At 36.0% G+C, this 22,784-nt stretch carries 16 protein-coding genes and 1 pseudogene; 8 read left to right on the plus strand and 9 right to left on the minus strand.

Translation table 11 applies throughout. The annotated features are described in order from the left end of the window. Nucleotides 1-10 precede the first annotated feature (10 nt). Complete coding sequence (locus tag LU301_RS08920; protein ID WP_305270018.1) at nucleotides 11-1,045, minus strand: methionine synthase; 1,035 nt, start codon at nucleotides 1,043-1,045, stop codon at nucleotides 11-13. Between the two features lie 132 nt (nucleotides 1,046-1,177). After that, entirely contained in the window at nucleotides 1,178-2,158 is a 981-nt protein-coding gene (locus LU301_RS08925; RefSeq protein ID WP_305270020.1) for a putative oxygenase MesX, read from the minus strand. A gap of 310 nt (nucleotides 2,159-2,468) precedes the next feature. Here LU301_RS08925 and LU301_RS08930 point away from each other — a divergent pair, with 310 nt between their 5' ends. The 4 genes from LU301_RS08930 to LU301_RS08945 all read left to right on the plus strand — a co-directional run bounded on the left by LU301_RS08930 (nucleotide 2,469) and on the right by LU301_RS08945 (nucleotide 8,299). Continuing rightward, complete coding sequence (locus tag LU301_RS08930; protein WP_305270023.1) at nucleotides 2,469-3,245, plus strand: DUF2310 family Zn-ribbon-containing protein; 777 nt, start codon at nucleotides 2,469-2,471, stop codon at nucleotides 3,243-3,245. Between the two features lie 162 nt (nucleotides 3,246-3,407). Next, a complete protein-coding gene (gene asd, locus LU301_RS08935; RefSeq protein WP_305270025.1) occupies nucleotides 3,408-4,526 on the plus strand; it encodes an aspartate-semialdehyde dehydrogenase in 1,119 nt (372 codons plus the stop codon). 264 nt (nucleotides 4,527-4,790) lie between these two features. Continuing rightward, nucleotides 4,791-6,389 carry a type IV pilus assembly protein FimV gene (locus LU301_RS08940; protein ID WP_305270027.1) on the plus strand — a complete coding sequence of 533 codons (1,599 nt, stop codon included), beginning with the start codon at nucleotides 4,791-4,793 and terminating at the stop codon, nucleotides 6,387-6,389. 281 nt (nucleotides 6,390-6,670) lie between these two features. After that, nucleotides 6,671-8,299 (plus strand): hypothetical protein, encoded by a 1,629-nt coding sequence (locus tag LU301_RS08945; protein WP_305270029.1) that lies wholly within the window; start codon nucleotides 6,671-6,673, stop codon nucleotides 8,297-8,299. 294 nt (nucleotides 8,300-8,593) lie between these two features. Here LU301_RS08945 and LU301_RS08950 read toward each other — a convergent pair whose 3' ends face one another. The 3 genes from LU301_RS08950 to ahpF all read right to left on the minus strand — a co-directional run bounded on the left by LU301_RS08950 (nucleotide 8,594) and on the right by ahpF (nucleotide 12,287). Next, nucleotides 8,594-9,691 (minus strand): beta-ketoacyl-ACP synthase III, encoded by a 1,098-nt coding sequence (locus LU301_RS08950; RefSeq protein ID WP_305270031.1) that lies wholly within the window; start codon nucleotides 9,689-9,691, stop codon nucleotides 8,594-8,596. Nucleotides 9,692-9,874: 183 nt separating this feature from the next. Then, complete coding sequence (locus tag LU301_RS08955) at nucleotides 9,875-10,303, minus strand: hypothetical protein (RefSeq protein ID WP_305270034.1); 429 nt, start codon at nucleotides 10,301-10,303, stop codon at nucleotides 9,875-9,877. 418 nt (nucleotides 10,304-10,721) lie between these two features. Further along, complete coding sequence (gene ahpF / locus LU301_RS08960) at nucleotides 10,722-12,287, minus strand: alkyl hydroperoxide reductase subunit F (protein ID WP_305270036.1); 1,566 nt, start codon at nucleotides 12,285-12,287, stop codon at nucleotides 10,722-10,724. A 236-nt stretch (nucleotides 12,288-12,523) separates the two neighbouring features. Between ahpF and LU301_RS08965 the strand changes: the two genes are divergently transcribed. The 4 genes and pseudogenes from LU301_RS08965 to LU301_RS08980 form a co-directional block, all read left to right on the plus strand. Next, a complete protein-coding gene (locus LU301_RS08965; protein WP_305270038.1) occupies nucleotides 12,524-12,970 on the plus strand; it encodes a universal stress protein in 447 nt (148 codons plus the stop codon). A gap of 98 nt (nucleotides 12,971-13,068) precedes the next feature. After that, nucleotides 13,069-13,938, plus strand: coding sequence for a crotonase/enoyl-CoA hydratase family protein (locus LU301_RS08970; protein WP_305270040.1), 870 nt, complete (start codon nucleotides 13,069-13,071; stop codon nucleotides 13,936-13,938). A 414-nt stretch (nucleotides 13,939-14,352) separates the two neighbouring features. Continuing rightward, a complete protein-coding gene (clpB, locus tag LU301_RS08975) occupies nucleotides 14,353-16,917 on the plus strand; it encodes an ATP-dependent chaperone ClpB (RefSeq protein ID WP_305270042.1) in 2,565 nt (854 codons plus the stop codon). Nucleotides 16,918-17,081: 164 nt separating this feature from the next. After that, a pseudogene (locus tag LU301_RS08980) lies at nucleotides 17,082-18,293 on the plus strand (DEAD/DEAH box helicase); the annotation flags it as partial. Between the two features lie 68 nt (nucleotides 18,294-18,361). Here LU301_RS08980 and cas6f read toward each other — a convergent pair. From cas6f to LU301_RS09000, 4 genes are read right to left on the minus strand one after another with little or no spacing between them, the layout of a single operon-like run. After that, nucleotides 18,362-18,934, minus strand: a complete 573-nt coding sequence (gene cas6f, locus LU301_RS08985; protein ID WP_305270044.1) for a type I-F CRISPR-associated endoribonuclease Cas6/Csy4 — start codon at nucleotides 18,932-18,934, stop codon at nucleotides 18,362-18,364. Nucleotides 18,935-18,938: 4 nt separating this feature from the next. Beyond that, nucleotides 18,939-20,039 (minus strand): type I-F CRISPR-associated protein Csy3, encoded by a 1,101-nt coding sequence (gene csy3 / locus LU301_RS08990; protein WP_305270048.1) that lies wholly within the window; start codon nucleotides 20,037-20,039, stop codon nucleotides 18,939-18,941. 25 nt (nucleotides 20,040-20,064) lie between these two features. Next, nucleotides 20,065-21,063 carry a type I-F CRISPR-associated protein Csy2 gene (gene csy2 / locus LU301_RS08995; protein WP_305270049.1) on the minus strand — a complete coding sequence of 333 codons (999 nt, stop codon included), beginning with the start codon at nucleotides 21,061-21,063 and terminating at the stop codon, nucleotides 20,065-20,067. 13 nt (nucleotides 21,064-21,076) lie between these two features. Continuing rightward, the gene (locus LU301_RS09000) at nucleotides 21,077-22,774 is read right to left on the minus strand and encodes a type I-F CRISPR-associated protein Csy1 (protein WP_305270051.1); all 1,698 of its coding nucleotides are present in this window, start codon (nucleotides 22,772-22,774) and stop codon (nucleotides 21,077-21,079) included. Between the last annotated feature and the right edge of the window lie 10 nt (nucleotides 22,775-22,784).

The raw sequence follows: 22,784 nt of genomic DNA on the forward strand, positions 1-22,784 counted from the left end.
TTTGCCCCAATTATTTTCCTGCCAATTCTGCACGGATAATATTCGCTCCCGCAGAAAGTGCAAGCAACTTACCACGAGCCACAGTACGAGACAATGGAGCCATACCACAGTTAGTGCAAGGATACAGATTTTCAGCATCAACAAATTGTAAGGCTTTACGCAATGTATCTGCGACTTGTTCAGGCGTTTCAATCTCATTGGTTGCTACATCAATCGCCCCAAGCATCACTTTTTTACCACGCACTAACTCAATTAAATCCATTGGTACTTTTGAGTTTTGGCATTCTAGTGAGATAATATCAATATTAGACTTTTGTAACAATGGGAAACTTTCTTCATATTGACGCCATTCTGAACCAAGTGTTTGTTTCCAATCGGTATTGGCTTTAATGCCATAGCCATAGCAGATATGTACTGCGGTTTGACATTTTAAACCTTCTACCGCACGCTCTAAAGCAGCAATCCCCCAATCATTCAACTCATCAAAAAAGACATTAAATGCTGGCTCATCAAATTGAATAATATCCACACCTGCTGCTTCTAATTCTTTAGCTTCTTCGTTTAGAATTTTGGCAAATTCCCACGCTAACTTTTCACGGCTTTTATAATGACCATCATACAACGTATCAATCATAGTCATTGGGCCAGGTAATGCCCATTTAATCAATTTATCAGTATGTTGGCGTAAGAATCTCGCATCATCAACAAAAACTGATTTTGGACGAGACACATCACCAACCACGCTTGGTACGCTAGCATCATAACGGTTACGGATACGTACCGTTTCACGTTTATTAAAATCCACACCGTCCAAATGTTCAATAAATGTGGTTACAAAATGCTGACGAGTTTGTTCGCCATCGCTCACAATATCAATGCCTGCAGCGGTTTGTTCAGCAAGTGAGACCAACAACGCATCTCTTTTTGCTTGTAATAATTCTTCGCCTTCAAATTTCCAAGGCGACCATAATTTTTCAGGCTCAGCCAACCAAGATGGCTTTGGTAAACTGCCCGCAGTTGAAGTAGGTAAAAGGATTTTGCTCATGATGTATCTTCTTTAAAAATGGTTGAATGGGAGAATTTTACCACGATTATAGGGTGCATACCACGTATCATGAAAATTTCATGTTAAATTGATACGTCATACACACCCTATTATGCGTATATTAGAACAAGGTTATTTATTTTCATTTACCCAAGCATTTAAAATCGCTTGATATGGCAAAATAAATTGTTCTTCAGCTAATTTACCTTGTTTGATGGCAAGTTGAGTACGTTCCACACGGTCATATTCAACTTGTGTTACAGAATAATCTTGATAAGTTAAACTACCCTTATACACTTGCCCTGCAATTGAATTGGCATTATAAATTTCTGGACGATAGATTTTTTGGAAAGTTTCCATTGTCGCAATCGTGCTAATCAACTCTAAAGGCGTATAATCATTTAACAAATCAGCATTTTCATCAAAATAAAATGCATAAGGTGCAACCGAACCATGTGGCATAAAATAACGTACTTTTAAGCCCATTTTGGCAAAATATTCATCTGTTAAAGAATAATCATTTTGCACATATTCTACACCTAAAATTGGGTGAATATTGGTTGTCTTATGATATTCTTTGGTGGTTGAAACACTTAAACAAAGTACAGGTGGTTTTTCATTACGAGCCTTGTATTCTGGCGACTCCAATAAATATTTAAATAATTTACCATGTAAATCACCATAACCTTCTGGTACGGTAAATTGAGGCTTGTCTTTATTATAATCTAGCAATAAAACGCTAAAATCATAATCACGTACAAAAGATGAAAAACTATTACCGATAATACCGTCAATTTTCTTGCCCGTTTTGTTATCAATAATATATGTTTTTAACCATTCAAGCCCAGAGAAAAACTTACCTTTGCCTTCAACATCAATATCAATCGATACAATTTCTACTTTGACTTCATAACGGTCAGATGTTGGATTGTCCCAATGTGCCAAATCGTTAAAACGATTGTTAATCATGGTAATAGCATTTTGTAAATTCTTTTTGCGGTTTTCACCACGTGCTAAATTGGCAAAATTCGTGGTTAAACGTGTACTTTCCGCTGGTTCATAATTTTCATCAAATTCAATAGTATGAACTTGGCATGCAAAATTTGTCGTCATCTTAGCACCTATTTGCTTATTTATTTCAAGATGTTTATATTAAAGCATATTTTTCAACATGAATAAATTGAAGTTTTTTTAAAAAAAGTTGAAAATTATTCATCTTATCTTATTTAATCATATTTTTTACAATATAATCAATATGTTAAGAATTTAAGAACAACATAATATACTCGTAATTTTCATCGCAAACATAATGACTTGTCGATGTACGCTATTTGTTTTACAATATTTTTGCATCTTTTCATGTTTTGCAAATCATAAAAAGCAAATTTGAATATTCAAGTTGATGATACCATAGTAGATAACAATGTACACAGCAAAATTATCAATCAAACAAACTGCTATGATTAATTATCATACACATCAAGAAACTGCATTAGATATTTTATACAGTTTAATTGGCTATTTTATTAACAATGGTCAGATGACTGATAGTCATAATCACCCGCATTTTATCGAACAGGATTATATTTGTATTATTGTGAATATTTTTAATCACGATAGTTTAGATCAACAATATCACAATATTTATATTAAAAATACCTTATCTAAATTAAAATCTGATGATTTTCGTATTGATATTTTAGGTAAAGAGTTAGAAAGCCCAGATATTGCCACCCCTGATGAAACAGAAGCATTGATTTTAACAACCCGTTGCTACAGTCAGCAATCTCCTGTAAAAAGTTTCGAGTTTAATCCTATTCCTATTCATTATTTACCTAAGACCTATCATGATCATGAAGAATATCATAATCTGATTTGCTGGCAACGTGATTTTCAAGCCTGCGATAGTTTACAAATACGTTGTACTGTTGGAGAAACATGGGCACTCAATCAAATGGGCGATATTCATTCTGAATTATCACAACAAGGATTAGAAATTTGTAAAATTTTAATGGAAAAATTAAGAAAACCTGTTTATTATGATTTATACCAATACTATATTTTAGATGATGAAGCACATCGAAAATGTCCAAAATGTGGCGGCGAATGGCGATTAATAGAGCCATTACATGAGCAATATGATTTTAAATGTGATAAATGTTATTTATTGTCAAATCTTGGGTTAAGTGAAAAAGATTAATTTTCTATCACTATTAATATTTTTTTGAATTTATATTTAGTATTTATTTTTCATTAATAGCTTATCAAATACTATTTTTTTTGCTATAGTGTTAAGTTTACGATGTTCTCAACTATGAGGTGTCATCATATTTAATTTTTTGCTCATTTTAGAGGAATTGCTATGAAAGTAGGTCTCGTTGGCTGGCGTGGTATGGTGGGTTCTGTACTCATGCAACGTATGGTTGAAGAAAATGATTTCGCTCATTTTGAACCGTTTTATTTTTCAACCAGTAATGCAGGTGGTGAAGCACCAAGTTTTGGTGGTAAAACTGCACCAAATTTAATGGACGCAGCAGACATTAACAGTTTAAAAAAAATGGATGTCATTATCAGCTGTCAAGGTGGCGATTATACTTCAGAGATATTCCCTAAACTAAAAGCTGAACATTGGGACGGTTATTGGATTGATGCTGCCAGCACTTTACGCATGGCTGATGATGCAATTATTGTACTTGACCCTGTGAATGCTCAAGTTATTCAAAATGGTTTAGCAAAAGGTATTAAAACTTTTGTTGGCGGTAACTGTACAGTATCTCTCATGTTGATGGGCTTAGGTTCATTATTCCAAAATAATTTAGTGGAATGGGCAACATCAATGACTTATCAAGCAGCATCAGGTGCTGGTGCACAAAATATGCGTGAACTCATTACAGGTATGGGTTATTTATATAACAATACTAAAGATTTATTAGATGACCCTAAATCAGCGATTTTAGATATTGACCGCAAAATTGCAGAATTACAACGTGGCGATGGCTTCCCTAAAGAAAATTTTGGTGTACCATTAGCAGGCTCTCTCATTCCATATATCGATAAACAATTAGAAAGTGGTCAATCTAAAGAAGAATGGAAAGGTCAAGCTGAGACCAACAAGATTTTAGGTAATTCAACCATTATTCCGATTGATGGACATTGTGTACGTATCGGTGCAATGCGTTGCCATTCACAAGCATTAACGATTAAATTACGTAAAGATGTACCATTGAATGAAATTGAAGATATGATTGCACAATCAAATCAATGGGCTAAAGTTGTACCAAACACTCGTGAAGCATCAATGACTGATTTAACGCCAGTTGCTGTTACAGGAACATTGAGTATTCCTGTAGGACGTTTACGCAAACTCAACATGGGTAAAGAATATCTTGGTGCATTTACCGTAGGCGACCAACTATTATGGGGGGCTGCTGAACCTTTACGCCGTATGTTGCGTATTTTGATTGATTATAAAGCTAAATAATACATTCAACACAATAGTAAAATTCAATCAGACCAGTTTATATCTTTTTGTGAACTGGTCTTTTTTTTAACTCTATTTTTATGATAGAATATAATGCAATATTATATAGATGAATGTTAAATATGGCTAAAGCTAGAGATTAAAAACATTCATTGGCATTGGACGACTAAATTTATATTAGATTCAGCACTTTAAATATCATAAATTTAGTCAAATCAATCAGTTACTTACTTAACTGAATGATAAATATTAAAAGGTTTAATTATGGCTTTATTTCGTTCTTTTAAAGCAAATCGTTTAACATTTGCTCTGTTAGCTGCGATGGCAGTGCAAAATACTCATGCAATTAGCTTACAACCTATCGATGTTTTATCTTCACCAGGTGAATTATTATATGCTGAAATTCGATTTACTGGTGCAAATACATCTGAAAGTATCAATGTCAGTGCAGCCTCTAATGCAGATTTAGCAAGTTTAGGTATTAGCGAAAATCTATCTACTGAGCATTTAAACTTTTACTCTCGCTCAAACAATTATGGCGATGGTGTCATTACCATTACATCAAATCGTCCACTAACTGAACAAGAATTAAATGTCGTTATTAAGATTAATCAAGGGAATTCAACACGTTTACAACATGTACGCACCCCACTTAAAGCCACATTAACGAAAGAACAAATTGCCAATAATGAACGTAGCCTAGTTCCAACTGTTGTTAGTGAAAAAGACTTTGATTTAAATTTAGCTGAAGCAACAGGTGCTACAACCGCCCAAGCTGAAAATAAAACAACTGAAACAAAAAAATCAACTATTACACCGCCTGTTGTTTCTGTAGCCCAAACAAATAAACCAACAACTGCTCAAGCTCAGCCTGTTGAAGAAACTAAAGCAACTACTAAACCAACGACTGCCCAAGCCCAACCAGTACAACCTAAAGTAAACAACAAACCAACAGTTGCTCAAACACAACCTATTACAGAGCCTAAAGCAAGTGAAAAACCTACAACAGCTCAAGCCCAGCCTGTTGTAGAGTCTAAAACAAAGACTCAACCTGCAACTCAACCAACCTTAGCCCAAGCAAGTGCTAATGTTTTAAATGAGCAAGCAGAATATAAATCTGATTATTTAATTATTCAACGTACCATTACCTTACCAAATGGTCAAAAAGTTAGTGCTGATAGTTTGAGAACTCAACCTTTAGAACCAGTACAACAAGCACAGCAAACACCACAAACGCAACCAGAAGTTGTAGCACAACCAACTCAACGTCAGCATGTGGTACAAAAAAATGATAATTTATGGAGTATTGCTCAAGCAATTGCTGTACAAACATCACAACCAATTAGTCAAGTGATGAAGCAAATTCATCGTGATAACCCTACAGCATTTACACGTGGCGATATTTCTCGTTTACGTCAAGGAGTAACGCTGAATATTGTTGTTGTACCATCAACAGAAATTGCAAATGATACAAAAGCAACAAGTAAAGCAAAAACACCTGCTCAGCAAACGGCAAAACCTGCAAATAAACCAACAGCAAAACCTATAAATAAACCTCAAACAGTTCAAACTCAGCCAGCTAAACCTAAAGCATCTCAAGCTCAATTAAGCATTGTAGCTGACAGCAAACAAGATTCTGCACATGGTTCAGCTAAAGCAGGTAATGGTAAAAATACCTCATCTGCAAACTTAAGTAAAAAGGTTATGCAAGCACGTGAGCAAACAGTCAATACTCAGCGTACGGTTTCAGATTTAGCAGGTAGCTTAAAAGCAAAAGACCAAAAGCTTAAATTGATAAACGCTCGTTTAGCACAATTAGAGCAACAGCTTAGTGAAAAACAACCTAAGAAAGAACAACAATAAAGCATATCTATATACCATCAATATCATGATAACTTTTGATATTGTTATGTTTTATACAATCAAAGACAAAAATTCTCTATTTTATAGAGAATTTTTGTCTTTTTTATAAAAAATTGTGCTACTAGTTCACAAAAAACTCTATTTTTCAGCTATAATATAATGTCTTTAAATTTTGGCTTTATATGATGCAGATCATCAAGCCTATATTAAAATTTCTGAATTTGTTTATTTAAGCATTCAGGGCAATGACCGTATATTCGGTTATGACATGGGGATAAAACATGACACTATATATCGTTGCAGCATTCTTAGTCGCAGCTGCTATTGCCTTTTTGTTGCTCAAAAAGAAAAAAGGGCTTGGATTCGGTAAAAAATCTGCAAAAACAGCTGAAATTAAAGAATCACCTTCTTCTTTTACAGAAACAGTAGCTCAATCGAGTGCTGTAGATGATCAACTACGCCGTGAAATTGAAAATAATATTCGCCATCGTAATTATCAAGTAGCTGAAGCACAAATCAATGCTGCCCTACATCAAGATGATACACAACATGACTTATATTATTTGTTAGCTGATGTCTATTTACATCAAGAAGATGAATTTGCATTTAAGCAACTTATCAATCATTTACAACAATCTCAACTATACAATCTAGTTGATGAACTTAACATACGTCAAGAAGCTTTTGCACAGCAAAAAACACAACAAGCGGTCTCCACTCCAACTTCATCATCTATTGAACAAGCAGCTGTAGCAGGTAGTGTCGTTGCTGCAGGTACAGCAATGGATTTTGATAATTTATTATCAACACCATCAAGTACAACCAATACTGACAACAGTATGGATTTTAGCTTTTCTAGTACACAAACAGAAACAGCAAATAATAGCTTAGATTTTGATAGTTTAATCAATACATCAGTACCTACTCACACTAACACACAAGAACAAAGTCTTGATTTTGATAATCTATTAGGTTCAAATGTAACAACAGAAACAACAAGTACTGATTTCTCATTTTCGACACCAGTTTCTGAAGCTGTTACAACTGAAAGTAATGAGCTTGATTTTTCTTTCTCTCAATCAGAAACTCAAGCACCTACTGTAGAAAGTAACGAGTTAGACTTTTCATTCTCTGCACCTACATCAGAAGTTACTAATACTGAAACAGATGAACTTGATTTTTCTTTCTCTCAGCCTACAACTGAAACGGCTGATTTAGATTTATCTTTTTCTACGCCTAGTGTAGAAACGCCAGTTGCAGAGATCAATGAACTTGATTTATCATTCTCTGCACCAGTTACAGAAACAGCAAAAACTGAAGAAAGTTTTGATTTTTCTTTTGATGAACCTGCAACATTAACTACAGCAAATGAAGCTCCTGATTTAGATTTATCATTCTCTACACCAGTTACAGAAACAGTAAAAACTGAAGAAAGTTTTGATTTTTCTTTTGACGAACCTACTGTAGAAAAAACAGCTGGATTATCTACGCCTGTTGTAGAAAATGTTGAATCAGAAAGTCATGATTTTGATTTCTCATTTAATGAGCCTGTTTCTGAATCATCTACATTAACAGAAAACCTAGATGTAGATTCTTCATTAATTGAACCAGCAGTAAGTTTTGTTGAAGAAAATGACTTAGGCGTAGATGAAGCTTTAGTAGCAGGCGGTGCAATCGTTGCAACTGCATTGGCGACTGAACAAATTAAATCTGCTAGTAATGACCCTCTAGTCAATCAATTCCCTGTCTTAAATGATTATGATGAAATCACTGTAAACTTAAAATTGGCTAGCCAATACGTTAAGTTAGGTGCCTATGAAGCAGCTCATCAATTATTAGCACAACGTGATAATTTTAATGAGCAACAAAATCAACAAGCTGACGCAATTTTAGCACGCATTACAGCTTAATCATTCTTATCAATCAGATATCCCCTAAATTATTTAGGGGATATTTCTTATCAGAGTATTAATTTAAATTAACGTGAGTTTGGCTTAATGTTTTATATAGCCTATTGAAAATAAAATAATAAGTAGGGTTGAGTAGCGATTAAAGCTACCAAGACCACCATTTCGATAGAAACTTGTAAAAGGTGCGTGGCACGTACCCTACCTTCATCTATATAATCCATATTTTCTTTAATATCAAATCGTTATATTTTAGAAAACTCCAAACTCACGTTAAATTAGCTTACGAGCATTCTCTTAAACTCTTTTTAAGACAATAGAGCCTATCGAATAACCAGCACCAAATGAACATAATACACCATATTCACCTACATTAACTTCATGCCCTGTTTTATGTAAAGCAATAATTACACCTGCAGATGACGTATTAGCAAATTCATCCAAAATAATTGGTGCAATCTCTGGTTCAGCATCTTTCCCTAGCAAAAGTTTTAAAATCAAGGCATTCATATTTGCATTGGCTTGGTGTAACCAAAAACGTTTAGGTATATTAATATCAATATTTAAACGCTCTAATTGCTGTTTAATGGTATTGGCAACCAAAGGAGACACCTCTTTAAAAACTTTACGTCCATCTTGGCGGAATAGTAAACCTTGTGTCGCATTTTCTACACGATTTAAAAAACCAAAATTATTACGGATATTATTTGAAAATTCAGTATATAATACGCAATCAATAATCTCAAATCCTGATTTTGTATCAGTCTGCTCAATAATACTTGCTGTTGCAACATCACCAAAAATAAAGTGGCTATCACGTTGAGTAAAATCTAAATGTCCTGATGTAATTTCAGCATTGACTAACAATACACGTTTTGCCCCACATTTAATCGCATCATGTGCTTGTTTTAAACCAAAAGTTGCAGCAGAACACGCTACATTCATATCATAAGCATAGCCTTTAATACCTAAAGCAGATTGAATTTCAATCGCTACCGCAGGATAGGCACGTTGCATATTTGAACAAGATAAAATGACTACATCAATATCTTCAGCTGTAACTTGTGCATTTTCCATTGCCATCTTTGCTGCTTTTACCCCCATTTCTGCTTGTAATGATAACTCATCATTACTACGCATAGGTAAATGTGGATACATACGATCAATATCCAAAATACCAGATTTCTCAACAACATAACGTGATTTCACACCAGATGCTTTTTCAATAAACTCTGCTGTAGAACCTAACAGTTCAGTCAATTCACCATTGGCAATTTTATCAGCATTTTCACGATTATAACGCTCAACATAAGCATTTAGGCTCGCAACTAATTCATCATTATTAATTTTTTCAGTTGGATGGTACAAACCTGTACCTGTGATACGAATACTCATCATACTCTCTTAAATCATAATTAACATTGAGCTATTTTAACGTAATTCTATGAATAAAAGATAGAGTTAAATTCTCATTTCATCTTCATTATAACTTAAGTAATAAAAAAACCTGCTAACTAATGTAGCAGGTTTTTCAACTCATATTATGTTAGTTGAGAAAATCTCAAACTCTAACTAATATTACTGAGCTTTTTTCTCTTCTGTAGCTGGAGCAACAGTTGCAGCTGCATCTTTAGCAGCTTCTTTAGTTGCTTCTACGCCAGCTTTAGCAGCATCAGCAGTTGCTTCTACACCAGCTTTAGCAGCATCAGCAGTTGCAGCAACAGCTTCTTTACCAGCTTCTGCAGTTGCAGTTACAGCACCAGCAGCTGCATCTTTACCAGCCTCTGCACCTTCTTTAGCAGCTTCTACAGCTTGCTTACCAGCTTCAGCAGTTGCATCTACAGCTTGTTTAGCAGCATCAGCAGTTGCAGCAGCACCGTCTTTTGCAGCATCTTTCACAGCTTCTGCACCAGCTTTAGCAGCTTCTGCAGGTTTTTGTTCAGCACCACCACAACCAACTAAAGCAACAGTAGTAGCCAAACCTAAAGCAACAAGTAACTTGTTCATTTTGTCTTTCCTATAACAGGTAAAAATTAAATGGGCTATCTAACCACGCTCCGTAAAATTGGAAGTCAGCAATGATTAGATAAATCTTTTTGTTTAATCTATGGTCAAAAAAATATTTAGCCATAGTATATTAAACACGTTTTTGAGCCTAAAAACTCAAGTGCAAAATATAATCCTATTTTAGAAAATTAGCAAGCATTAAATTCATAATTTACGCATTTTTTGCATTAAAATTTGATAAAAATATGATAATAATGTAATTTTTTGTAAAAACATTTTTTATGATTATCTTTATAAAATCCTAGTAATTTAGTTAAGATTATGTATCAATATCCCTAAAAATACAAATAAACGTATAAAATATAGCCTTGCCAGTTAATTTGCTCAAGGCTATATTGATAAAATTTATGTGATAAGCCTATTGACTAGAGCGGATAATATAATCAAATGCACTTAAAGAAGCTTTCGCTCCTTCCCCTGTCGCAATAATAATTTGTTTATATGGTACTGTGGTACAATCGCCTGCTGCAAATACACCTTGTACATTGGTTTCATTACGCTCATTAATAATAATTTCACCATATTTATTAAGTGCAACTTGTGTTGATTTCAAAAACTCAGTGTTTGGCAACAAACCAATTTGTACAAAAATTCCTGCTAATTCAATATAATGTAACTCATCAGTCGCACGGTTCTTATAACTTAAGCCTGTAACTTGTGAACCATCACCTAAAATCTCAGTTGTTTGTGCATTGGTAATAATCGTACTATTGGTTAAACTACGCAATTTATCTTGTAACACTTGGTCAGCACGCAATGTCGCACCAAATTCAATTAAAGTTACATGTTCTACAATCCCTGCCAAATCAATCGCAGCTTCTACACCAGAATTACCACCGCCAATCACAGCAACTTTCTTACCTTTAAATAATGGACCATCACAATGCGGGCAATAAGCGACACCACGCGTGCGATATTCTTGCTCACCTACCACACCCATTTCACGCCATTTTGCACCTGTCGCTAAAACGACTGTTTTAGATTCTAACACCGCACCATTTTCTAGCTCAACGTGAACTAAACCATCTTCAGTTTTATCAGCACCGATAATATTTTTTACACGTTGTAAATTCATAATATCAACGCCATATTCACGCACATGGGCTTCCATATCCATGCTAAATTTAGGACCTTGTGTCTTTTTAACTGTGGTATAGTTTTCAATATCCATGGTATCCATCACTTGACCGCCAAAGCGTTCTGCAACGATACCTGTTTGAATACCTTTTCGTGCTGCATAAAGTGCTGCTGTATTGCCAGCAGGACCACCACCAACGACTAAAACATCAAACGCTGCACGGGCATTGAGTTTTTCAGCTTCTTTTTGTGCTGAGTTTGTATCTAATTTAGCAACAATTTCTTCCAAAGTCATACGACCTTGACCAAAATGCTCATCATCTTGGAAAACCATTGGCACTGCCATGATTTTTCGTTGCTCCACTTCATCTTGGAAAAAAGCACCATCAATCATGGTCGCTGTTGTTTGTGGATTATAAATTGCAATAATATTTAAAGCCTGTACCACATCTGGGCAATTATGACAACTTAATGAAATAAAAACATCAAAATTGGTCTTTAAATCCAATGCCTTAATTTGATTTAACAATTCATCAGAAATTTTTGGAGGATAACCCGAAGTTTGTAATAAAGCTAAAATTAATGAAGTAAATTCATGCCCCATAGGTAAGCCTGCAAAATGTACACGAGCATTTTCTCCCACTTTAGCAATGGCAAAGCTTGGACGACGTGTATGTGTACCATCATAACGTGCTGTTACTTTGTCTGATAATACTTCAATTTGGGCGACAAGGTCTTTAATTTTTTGTGATTTTTCAGAATCATCTAATGAAGCCACAATTTCAATTGGAGCTTCTAAGCGTTCTAATAGCATTTTTAATTGTGCAGTTGTATTTTGATCTAACATAACTTTATCCTAAATGACATGAGTTTAATATGATGAATATCATCAAATAACATTCCTTTATTCTACACTTTTTTATCGTTTGATGAAATAATTCATCTAACAATCTGTTATTAGATATTTTAAGAAAAGACATATTTTTATTATGTATTTTACTTATTTTTTGTAAATATACCCTTGAATTTTGCTTAATTTAACGCTACTATCATCAATTATCAGATGATTTTATGGAGTATAAAATGAGCTACCAACATCTATTAGTACCGATCGATGGTTCAGATATTTCTATCTCTGCTCTAAAACAAGCAGCTAGTCTAGCTCAAAAAACCAATGCCAAATTAACTGCAATGAGTTTAATCGCTGTAGACCCTTTTGATAGTGCTGATTTTTACTCTGTATCACCAATGTTAAAAGAATATTTTGTAGCTGCTTATGAAAAAGCAGAAAAAACACTCGCACAAGCTCAGCAACTCTGTGTAACAGATTACGGTTTAGACATCGAAACTGTCATTGTCAAAGGGGAAATTTCTGCTGAACATATTGTTACGGTTGCAGAAAATTCTGGCGTTGATTTAGTAGTCATGGGTTCACATGGACGTAAAGGCTTTCAGCGTTTACTTTTAGGTAGTTTGGCAAATGAAGTGCTTGCCACTACTGAACTACCTGTGTTGATTATTAAGAAATAATGCGATTTGCAATTATCTATATAATTATTTTAGATGTGGGTGGAATATGTTTCGCCCACTTATTTTTTAAATAAACATCATCTCTCAAGGCATACTTCATGTTAAATATCACTTTTTTAGCAAAATCCATGAGCCAAACACCTTTAGAAGAGCGTATTGTTCGACTCAATCAATATTTAACACCTGAAATTTGTTTAGAACTTCACCATTCCCATAGTGTAATTGTCTATCTTAATCGTGTTGAAAAGCGTAATGCTATGACTTTTACTATGATGGACAAACTCATTCATTTAGCTCAACACTTTAAATCATGGAACGATTTACGTTGTGTGATTTTAGCAGGACATGGCGTGAGTTTTTGTGCAGGTTTAGATTTAGACGATTTAAATGCTGCTCGTAATATGAAAGCGATTGCATGGCAACTCCTTAAACCAACTAAAAGTAAGTATCAACAAGTATGTTTAATTTGGCAATCGCTCCCTGTGCCAGTCATTGCAGTATTACATGGACATTGTATTGGTGCAGGCTTACAGTTAGCCCTTGCTTGTGATATTCGTATTGCTACAACGCAATGTCAATTTGCCATTCGTGAAAGCCACTGGGGGTTGGTAGCAGATATGGGCATTACACAATCAGCTTTGGGGATTGCTCCTGATATTTTAAAAGAACTCGCGATGACTGCCCGTATTTTTGATGGAGAAAAAGCATTAAATTATGGTTTGGTTTCACATTTAAATGAGCAACCTTTGGAACAAGCAAAATCTTTAGCAGATGAAATTGCAACTCGTTCACCTGATGCGGTATTAGTCAGTAAACGTATTATCAATGCCATGTATCAACAAAAATCTTGCACCTTGTATCAAGAAAAATTATGGCAAATCAAACTGTTACTTGGTCATAATCAAAAACGAGCGATAAAAAAAGCCAAAGATAAGAGTGTTAAATTTTTACAACGTCAGTTTAAATAATTTCAGGAATCATGATCAATTTCACAATATTATATAAATATCATACCAACGTTTATTGCTCGTTTTATCATCCGAGATTAATAAAATTGCTGTATATCTTGAGTCAAACACATACAAAGTACGAAATAGCCTACTACTGATTATGTGTGTAATCTATCAATATATTCAACGTCCAACATACATTTACCTATATTTAATGATGATATTATCGTCAAATATTTCCACATTCATTACAAGCAAAAATCGCTGAAAATGAACTTGAAATTTTATCATTTCGCCCCCATTATTATACTGTATTTTGTCTTTTATTTTAATTATAACATTTTGAATAATAATAATTTTTTAAAAATTTCCCTTGAAATATTTTAAGAAAATCCCATCTATTTATCAAGCAAGATTTTTTAGGAATACAATATGAACTTTGAACAATTTACCCAACGCCTACAACGCACTTTAGCTGATGCTCAACGCCTAGCCATGAGTAAAGACCATACATCGATTAGTCCTTTACACATTTTGGCGAGTTTGTTAAATGAAGCATCGAACCAAAGTTTATTGCAACAGGCAGGGGCTAATTTACCGCAATTACAGCAAAAATTGCAAAATGCCATTAATGATTTAGCGGTGATGAGCAACCCTACAGGCGATGTCCCGCTCAATGCGGAATCTAGCAGAATACTCAATTTGGCGGATAGTTATGCTCAAAAAGCAGGTGATGCCTTTCTATCTACTGATTGGGTGCTACTCGCCTTAGCAGAACAAGGCGAAAGCAAAAAAATTCTTGAACAACAAGGCGTAAATCCACAAAAATTACGTCAAGCAATTAACAACATTCGTGGAGATGAAAAAGTGAACACCAATAACCATGAAGAAAATCGAGAAGCATTAAGCAAATATACCATTGACCTGACTGAACGTGCATTGGCAGGCAAACTTGACCCCGTCATCGGACGAGATGACGAAATTCGCCGTACCGTGCAAGTGTTGTCTCGTCGTACAAAAAACAATCCTGTACTGATTGGTGAACCAGGGGTGGGGAAAACCGCCATCGTTGAAGGCTTAGCCCAACGCATTGTCAATGGTGAAGTACCAGAAAGTCTTAAAAACAAACGAGTTTTATCATTGGATTTAGGTGCATTATTGGCAGGGGCAAAATATCGTGGTGAATTTGAAGAACGCTTAAAAGCGGTATTAAATGACCTTGCCAAGCACGATGGCGACATTATTTTATTTATTGATGAATTGCATACCCTTGTTGGTGCAGGCAAAACAGACGGTGCAATGGACGCTGGCAATATGCTAAAACCAGCTCTGGCTCGTGGAGAATTGCGTTGTGTGGGAGCGACTACTTTGGACGAATATCGCCAATATATTGAAAAAGATGCCGCTCTAGAACGCCGTTTTCAAAAAGTACAAGTTGATGAACCAAGCGTAGAAGATACCATTGCGATTTTGCGTGGTTTAAAACAACGATACGAACTTCATCACGGCGTGCGTATTTTGGACAGTGCGATTATTGCCGCTGCCAAAATGTCGCACCGCTACATTACCGACCGTCAGCTTCCTGATAAGGCAATTGATTTGATTGATGAGGCGGCAAGCCGTATCAAAATGGAATTAGATAGCAAGCCAGAAGTGATGGACAAACTCGATCGCCGTATTATTCAATTAAAAATGCAATTAGAAACGGTAAAAAATGATGACAGTGCAAGTGCCAAAGCGGAGAGCATTCATCTACAAGAGCAGATTGATGAATTATCCAAACAATACAGTGAGCTTGATGAAATTTGGAAGTCTGAAAAAGCCCTTGTCGCTGGTACAAAAAATATACAAGTACAACTTGATAAGGCTCGTATTGCCCTAGAAAAAGCCCAAAGAGAAGGCGATTTTGCCGAAGCAGGGCGTTTGCAATATGGTGTGATTCCAGAACTCACCAAACAGCTTGAACACGATGAAAAAGGCGATAATAACGAAACCAAATTGTTACGAGATAAAGTATCGGACAATGAAATTGCCGAAGTGGTCTCAATGGCAACAGGTATTCCTGTGGCAAAAATGCTACAAGGTGAGCGAGAAAAACTCTTAGCAATGGAAGAGTTTTTACACACTCGTGTCGTCGGACAAGATGAGGCGGTGGTTGCCGTTGCCAATGCTGTTCGCCGTAGTCGTGCAGGGCTTTCTGACCCTAATCGTCCAAGTGGTTCATTCCTATTTTTAGGTCCAACGGGGGTTGGTAAAACCGAACTGACTAAATCGCTTGCTAATTTCCTATTTGATAGTGATGAAGCGATGGTGCGGATTGATATGTCAGAATTTATGGAAAAACATAGCGTGAGTCGTTTGGTTGGTGCTCCTCCGGGCTATGTTGGCTATGAAGAGGGCGGTGTTTTGACTGAAGCTGTACGCCGTAAGCCGTACAGCGTGGTACTTTTTGATGAAGTAGAAAAAGCTCATCCAGATGTGTTTAATATCTTGCTACAAGTGCTTGATGATGGACGCTTGACCGATTCGCACGGACGAGTAGTTGATTTTAAAAATACGGTGATTGTAATGACTTCTAACTTAGGCTCGGCTGATGTGCGTGCTTTGGGCGATGATGCCAGTCGTGATGAAGTTCGTTCGGTTGTGATGAATGCGGTAGGACAACATTTCCGTCCAGAATTTATTAACCGTATTGATGAACTAGTCATTTTTGATGGTCTGAAAAAAGCTCAAATGCGTGGTATTGCCGATATTCAGTTAGCTCGTTTGCGTAACCGTTTGGCAGAGCGAGATATTGGCTTAATGGTGAGTGATGACGCTCTCGACCAACTTGTTGATATTGGTTATGACCCAGTGTTTGGGGCAAGACCTTTAAAACGAGCCATTCAAATGCACATTGAAAATCCACTTGCTCAAAAGATTTTGGCAGGGGAATTTGTGGCTGGCGAAACCGTGAATATTCAAATCCATGATGATGGTTTAGTGTTTACAAAATAATCACCAATGCTAAAAACGGCTTTGCAAAGGTAAAGCCGTTTTTTATACAATGTATCTATGAAAATTTATGGTTCTCACTTTATGTAAATATATATTTGATTTTATTAAATATTTTTAGTCTTTCAAAATTATTTAGGAAAAATAAATTTGACTAAAGGCGATTAGAGGCTGAAAAGTTTACCCCCCTGATTTAAAAGTCTTGGTTTTGCATGGTGCTGAACGAGAACAGTATTTTAATCACATAAATGATTATGATGTGATTATTAGTAGTTATCCATTATTGGTGCGTGATGAAGAGATTTTAATGCAACATCATTATCATGTGATGATTTTAGATGAAGCTCATTATATTAAAAAACCCAATACTAAAATGGCACAAACTGCACGAAAAGTTAATGCAAAACACCGTTTTTGTTTAACTGGTACACCAATGGAAAATAATTTATCGGAGCTTTGGTCATTATTCCATTTTATGATGCCAGCTTTTTTGGGGCATTATAAAGATTTTAATAAAAATTATCGTAATCCGATTGAGAAAGAAAATAACCAAACTCTAAAAATGAAATTAATTAATCGTGTGAAACCATTTATTTTACGCCGTTTTAAAAACTGATGTTATTCAAGAATTGCCAGAAAAAACCACAACTACAATTCATATTGATATGAATACTACTCAAGAAAAAGTTTATGAAGCAGTTCGATTGACCATGCAGGAAAATGTGCGTAAGATTATTGCAGAAAAAGGATTTAATCGCAGTCATATTCATATTTTAGAGGCGTTATTAAAATTGCGTCAAATTTGTTGTCATCCTAAATTATTAAATGGTGAAAATATTTCTGATAAAATCAAAAATATTGATAAAATTCCATCGGCAAAATTTGCTTATTTAATGGAAACTGTACCTGAAATGTTGCGTGAAGGACGGAAAATTTTAATCTTTTCACAATTTACCAGTATGCTTGATTTAATTGGCGAAGGGTTGAAACAACAAGGTATTGCATAGGCAAAATTGACTGGACAAACACGTAAGCGTGAACAAGCGATTGAGCAGTTTCAATCGGGAGCTGTATCAGTCTTTTTAATTAGCCTGAAAGCAGGTGGAGTCGGTTTAAATTCAACCACAGCCGATACAGTGATTCATTATGACCCATAGTGGAATCCAGCAGCAGAAAATCAAGCATCAGACTGTGCATGGCGAATTGGGCAAGATAAGCCTGTTTTTGTCTATAAATTAATGACCAATCAGAGCATTGAGCAACGTATTTTACAATTGCAGGAGAAAAAAGCCCAATTAGCACGCTCAATTTTAGAACAAAGTAGTGATGATATTCAGTTTAATGAAGAAGATATTATGAATTTATTTGAGAAATTTTAAAATCCATTCTATCAAATAAACATAATCGCTCCTTTGATGCATAGTACAAAATTGGAGCGATATTAATATTAGAACTCAGGTACACTGGCAGATTGGCTCAATCCATACGCCCCAAATTCGCCCAATATGGCATTTACCACCGTTTTTTTGGCAATGCGTACATTGAAATCCATGCCTGTGGTTTGGCTTTTGAGCGTGATAAAGGGGTAGTTGATGATGGGCTGTGGCACATAATCCGCCAATCTTGCCAATGCCTCATCGTAGCTTATGGCGTGTTTTTTGGCATATCGTCTTGCCAGATTTTCTTTGGATAAATCAGGGTTGTAACGACTGAAAATGGCATGGCGATGATTTGTGGGGACGGCTTGCACCGATTTCAAATGCAAATAATCCGACAAGCGTGCCAGCCATTTTGCCAAATTCAAATCCAGCAATTCTTGCTCTGTATGGGCAAACACACGCAATTTCAAACCCAAACTTGCCCCTTTGTTGTCAAAACGGTATTGCGGAAAGCCGACCCCAATTTTGGGATTGCCATTGTCCACCAAGGCAATGTGGATTTGGGTGTAAATCTTGCTCCACAAAAAGTACAAATCATTTTCTTCATCAGGCAAGAGCATGATTTCTTGGTAGAATTTCATTGTTTTATTCCTTATTCTCCTGTTTTTTGCCTTTTTTGTCTTTGTCTTCGTCTTTTCCACCAAACACGCCACCACGAATCAGATTTGCCACCACAAAATGCTTCTGTTCGGTGCTGATGTTGCCATCATCACTTAACCAATTTGCCATCAAGCTATACAGATCTCCTTCACTTGCGTTTCTGCGATAGGCTTGCCCCTGTGTCGGTACAGAGCCATAAGGCTCAATGGCAATGGCGGGCTTAACTGTCTTTTCAAACAAATCATCTGCTTGTGGAAAATTATACCAAGTATCAATGGTGCGAATGGCATTACCGATTTTTTCAGAATGCAAACCAGCACATAAACCATTTGGCGTTTTGATTTGATATAAAAACTTGGATTTGTTGTCCTTGTCTTTTTCACGCATTTCTTGTGATGGGAATACCCGTTGCCCCAAACCCACTTTGACAAAGGCTTCTGCCTTTAACAACAAATACTTGCCTGTGGCAAAACTTTCGGCAATGCACTTTGCTAAATCATCGAGTTTTGTATTTTCTACCTCAAAATCATTTAAGGGCATTGTGCGTGCATTGTCAAAAATCCATTCTTGTGTGGGATTTTCGGTATCATAAATACGCACAATGACACTTTCCGCCCCAACACGATTTCGCCACAAAAACCGACCATTTACCAAGTTATAAGCATAACGGCGAGCCAACGGTAAAAATCCTATTTCATCTTGATAGACTTTGAATTTTTCAGTCAGTTTAATACCAAAGTCAGGTTCATTATTGGCGGTGGCGGTGGCAATATCGCCCAAAAATTTTACCGTAAAAGCCACTTTTAAAGTATCCAAATGTGGTGGCAAGCTGGTATCATCGCCACGCACCAAATTGGGTTGAGACTTTTCTTCATCTGCCACACCGTATTGGCTTTTAACACCACGATTACTTTTGTCGTGCAATTCAATGTTTTGCCAAGTTTGCTGGGATAATTGTGCTACATCAGCATTCCAAAGACCTGCTTGCATTAAGCCATCGGAGGGCTCAATTTTGCGACTAAATGCCAATACGCTTGGCACGGGGGCTTTGTTTTCTGCTTTTGGGGTTTTAGGGGCTTTTGCCATTGTTCATACTCCGCTATTTAAAATATTAGGAAAAAAGGTCGTCATCTTCAAAAATGTCATCAAGGGGGTGCGTTTGGTGTGGCACAACCGCTTTGTCTTGGGTGCATAAATACCATTCATCACGGCAATCATATCTCCAAATCAGGCTGTCTATGTTGCTAATGCGGTGCGTGCTTTTCCATTCGCCCAAGCCGTGAACCGCCTCCACAAAACGAAATGGATAACGCTGGTCTCGCAAATTTTCCACTTCATCAGGTGAATATAATGGACTAATGCCTTTAAATCCCACCATCAACGGCACAATCCAGCCCTTTTTATTGGGTGGAATAATGCGTTCCCATACAACTTCATTTTCATTGTTTGGGGTTTCGTTGTCTGTTTCAATGTACTTGGCTTGATGTTTAAATGCAAAAAAGTCCGTCCATCTATCAAAGGCGTTTTTATCCATTTGATTGTCCAAACAATATTGCTCGTGCTCTTTTAAATAATGACTGGCATTTAACAGCACAAAACTGGGCAATACCGCTTTTTTTAATTGGGCTAAACCTGTATTTTGTGAGTCATTATTGATGAATTTAATGTCCGCCAAATGGTAAATAGAACCGCCTGCCAAGCGAGATGGGTAGAGCCATTGTTTTAAGGCTGCCTGATATTCATAAACTTTGTCTTGATTGGTGGATAATGGTGTGTCGCATTTGAACAATAAGGATACCGTCATATCCATTTTGGCTTCTTCAATAATGGGGGCAGGACTTTTGGCATCAGCACTTTTTCCTTTCAAAGTAGAAGGCGGACAGCGATTTTGAATGAATTTTACATAATAATCCTGATAAGTGTTTAATTCATAATCGTGGCAAAAAATCCCACAACCTGTTAATTCCACAGCAAATTGCTCTTTAAACTTGCGTGATAGGGCGTGGGTTAAACCCAAAAATGCCGTAATTGCAGGAAAACCATAAGTCATACCCGCCAGTGCATTGGCATTTTCTACTTTAAGTCGCTCTAATAAAATGTATGATGACATTGTGTTTCCCCCATTATGCCTTTAAAACCCAATAATGCGATTGCAATAAGGGCAGCAGGATTTTGGCATAGATTTTTTCCAATTTTGCCACACGGTTTTTATGGGTTTGGGTGCTTATCCACGCTGATATTTCTTCTGCCAATTGGGTCAGTTCAGACATCAATTCAGGTTGGGACAAAATCCATTGCTCGCTTATTGCTTTATCCAAAAACAGTTTTAAATATGTTGGTATATTCACATTATTCGTCCAGCCATTTGCTTGATTTTGATAAATAACCAACATTTGTGTGATAATGGTATCGCCAATATTTTGAATATGCTCAATCAAAGCGTTTTTTCTATCATCATTTAAAAACAAGGCTTTATTCTCTGTTACCGATAATAATTTTTTGATTTCAAACAATTCATCTTTGCAGTCTGAATAACACACATTCAATAATTCATTCACGCTTTTGGGTGGATTGGGATTGTGTCTGATTTTGGGTGGTTTGGCACAAAATAAATACAACTGCCCACTTCTTTGATTGTTTAAAAATGACACATTTTGATGATTGCTTTTGGTGGTGGCAAGTGTGGCAATATCAGCAAAATAAATGCTTTCATCTTGATGATATTCGCCTTTTTGTTTGGCAATTTTGGCAGGATTGTCTTTGTCGTGGGCGTGTTTAATCGTTTCAAAAATATGCTGCGCCAACGAACTAGAATACATCGGCGATAGCAAATGATATTCACAATCATCAGATACAGGCACATAAATTTGCTTTGCCAAAGTGTGTGAGCTTAATTTTTGGGCAACATACGCCCCTTTAATGGCATCACACCACGCTTGTCGTTCGGCTTGGCTATCTGAAATTTTGGCAAAACCTTGTTCATTTTCACGCAAAATCTCGCCCAGTTGTTTGTTTGTATTTTCAACAGGGTAAGTCAAAAATTCGGCAATCGGTGCAAATTTGGCATCGGCATAACCCCTATCCAACATATTTGCATTAGCCGTTTGGGTGCTAATTAAATGCAAATGCTCGGTTTGAAGAATGCTGTCTTTGATATTAACCGCTTGACTGCTGGAATGAGTGAGTTTGGCAATATGACTGACATTCAAAAAGACTTTTTCAATGTTTTCTGCCACATAATTGAACCAGTTTTTTGGCTCATATTTTTGCATACTCTCATTATCATCACCTGCTGTATCTGCTTTCTTGCTTTTTTTGGGCTTGCCTTTGAGTTTTTGTTTCATTAACTCATTGTCAATAAAATAGACTTTTGGTTTTTTTGGTTTTGATTTCTTATTATTTTCAATGTTTAAAAACGCAATATGCTCATACAAAATCCAAAAATAATCTTTATCAAAACTATTTTCCAAATCCTGCTCATTTTCAAAAATTAGATTACAAGCGTTATTGTTTTTATACTGAACAATATTTGAATTTGAGTTATAAGGCACTCGCCATAAAGTCCATTTGCTATCCAAATCCAGTTTAAGCTCGGCAAACCATTCCAATAACTCATCAACTTTTTTAGGAGCTAATTTATTATTTGAATGAACGAGTTCGTAGCCATTAAGTTGTGTGCTAATGGCAATCTCTTCTGATGAATTAAGGCGACCTTTAAACTTTTTCTTATCAGGCTGTTTTCTTAACTCTTTTTCCATTCTTTCGTTAAGAAAATCTTTTACCGCCTGCTGTGCCAATAAAATTTCTTTATTTTCTGACATTTGAATGACC

This window comes from Moraxella sp. ZY210820, from assembly GCF_030674635.1.
GTDB lineage: Bacteria > Pseudomonadota > Gammaproteobacteria > Pseudomonadales > Moraxellaceae > Acinetobacter.

Coding starts and splice junctions, on each gene's coding strand:
- LU301_RS08920 (WP_305270018.1), bottom strand. CDS start 1,045: ATGAGCAAAATCCTTTTACCTACTTCAACTGCGGGCAGTTTACCAAAG.
- LU301_RS08925 (WP_305270020.1), bottom strand. CDS start 2,158: ATGACGACAAATTTTGCATGCCAAGTTCATACTATTGAATTTGATGAA.
- LU301_RS08930 (WP_305270023.1), top strand. CDS start 2,469: ATGTACACAGCAAAATTATCAATCAAACAAACTGCTATGATTAATTAT.
- asd (WP_305270025.1), top strand. CDS start 3,408: ATGAAAGTAGGTCTCGTTGGCTGGCGTGGTATGGTGGGTTCTGTACTC.
- LU301_RS08940 (WP_305270027.1), top strand. CDS start 4,791: ATGGCTTTATTTCGTTCTTTTAAAGCAAATCGTTTAACATTTGCTCTG.
- LU301_RS08945 (WP_305270029.1), top strand. CDS start 6,671: ATGACACTATATATCGTTGCAGCATTCTTAGTCGCAGCTGCTATTGCC.
- LU301_RS08950 (WP_305270031.1), bottom strand. CDS start 9,691: ATGAGTATTCGTATCACAGGTACAGGTTTGTACCATCCAACTGAAAAA.
- LU301_RS08955 (WP_305270034.1), bottom strand. CDS start 10,303: ATGAACAAGTTACTTGTTGCTTTAGGTTTGGCTACTACTGTTGCTTTA.
- ahpF (WP_305270036.1), bottom strand. CDS start 12,287: ATGTTAGATCAAAATACAACTGCACAATTAAAAATGCTATTAGAACGC.
- LU301_RS08965 (WP_305270038.1), top strand. CDS start 12,524: ATGAGCTACCAACATCTATTAGTACCGATCGATGGTTCAGATATTTCT.
- LU301_RS08970 (WP_305270040.1), top strand. CDS start 13,069: ATGTTAAATATCACTTTTTTAGCAAAATCCATGAGCCAAACACCTTTA.
- clpB (WP_305270042.1), top strand. CDS start 14,353: ATGAACTTTGAACAATTTACCCAACGCCTACAACGCACTTTAGCTGAT.
- cas6f (WP_305270044.1), bottom strand. CDS start 18,934: ATGAAATTCTACCAAGAAATCATGCTCTTGCCTGATGAAGAAAATGAT.
- csy3 (WP_305270048.1), bottom strand. CDS start 20,039: ATGGCAAAAGCCCCTAAAACCCCAAAAGCAGAAAACAAAGCCCCCGTG.
- csy2 (WP_305270049.1), bottom strand. CDS start 21,063: ATGTCATCATACATTTTATTAGAGCGACTTAAAGTAGAAAATGCCAAT.
- LU301_RS09000 (WP_305270051.1), bottom strand. CDS start 22,774: ATGTCAGAAAATAAAGAAATTTTATTGGCACAGCAGGCGGTAAAAGAT.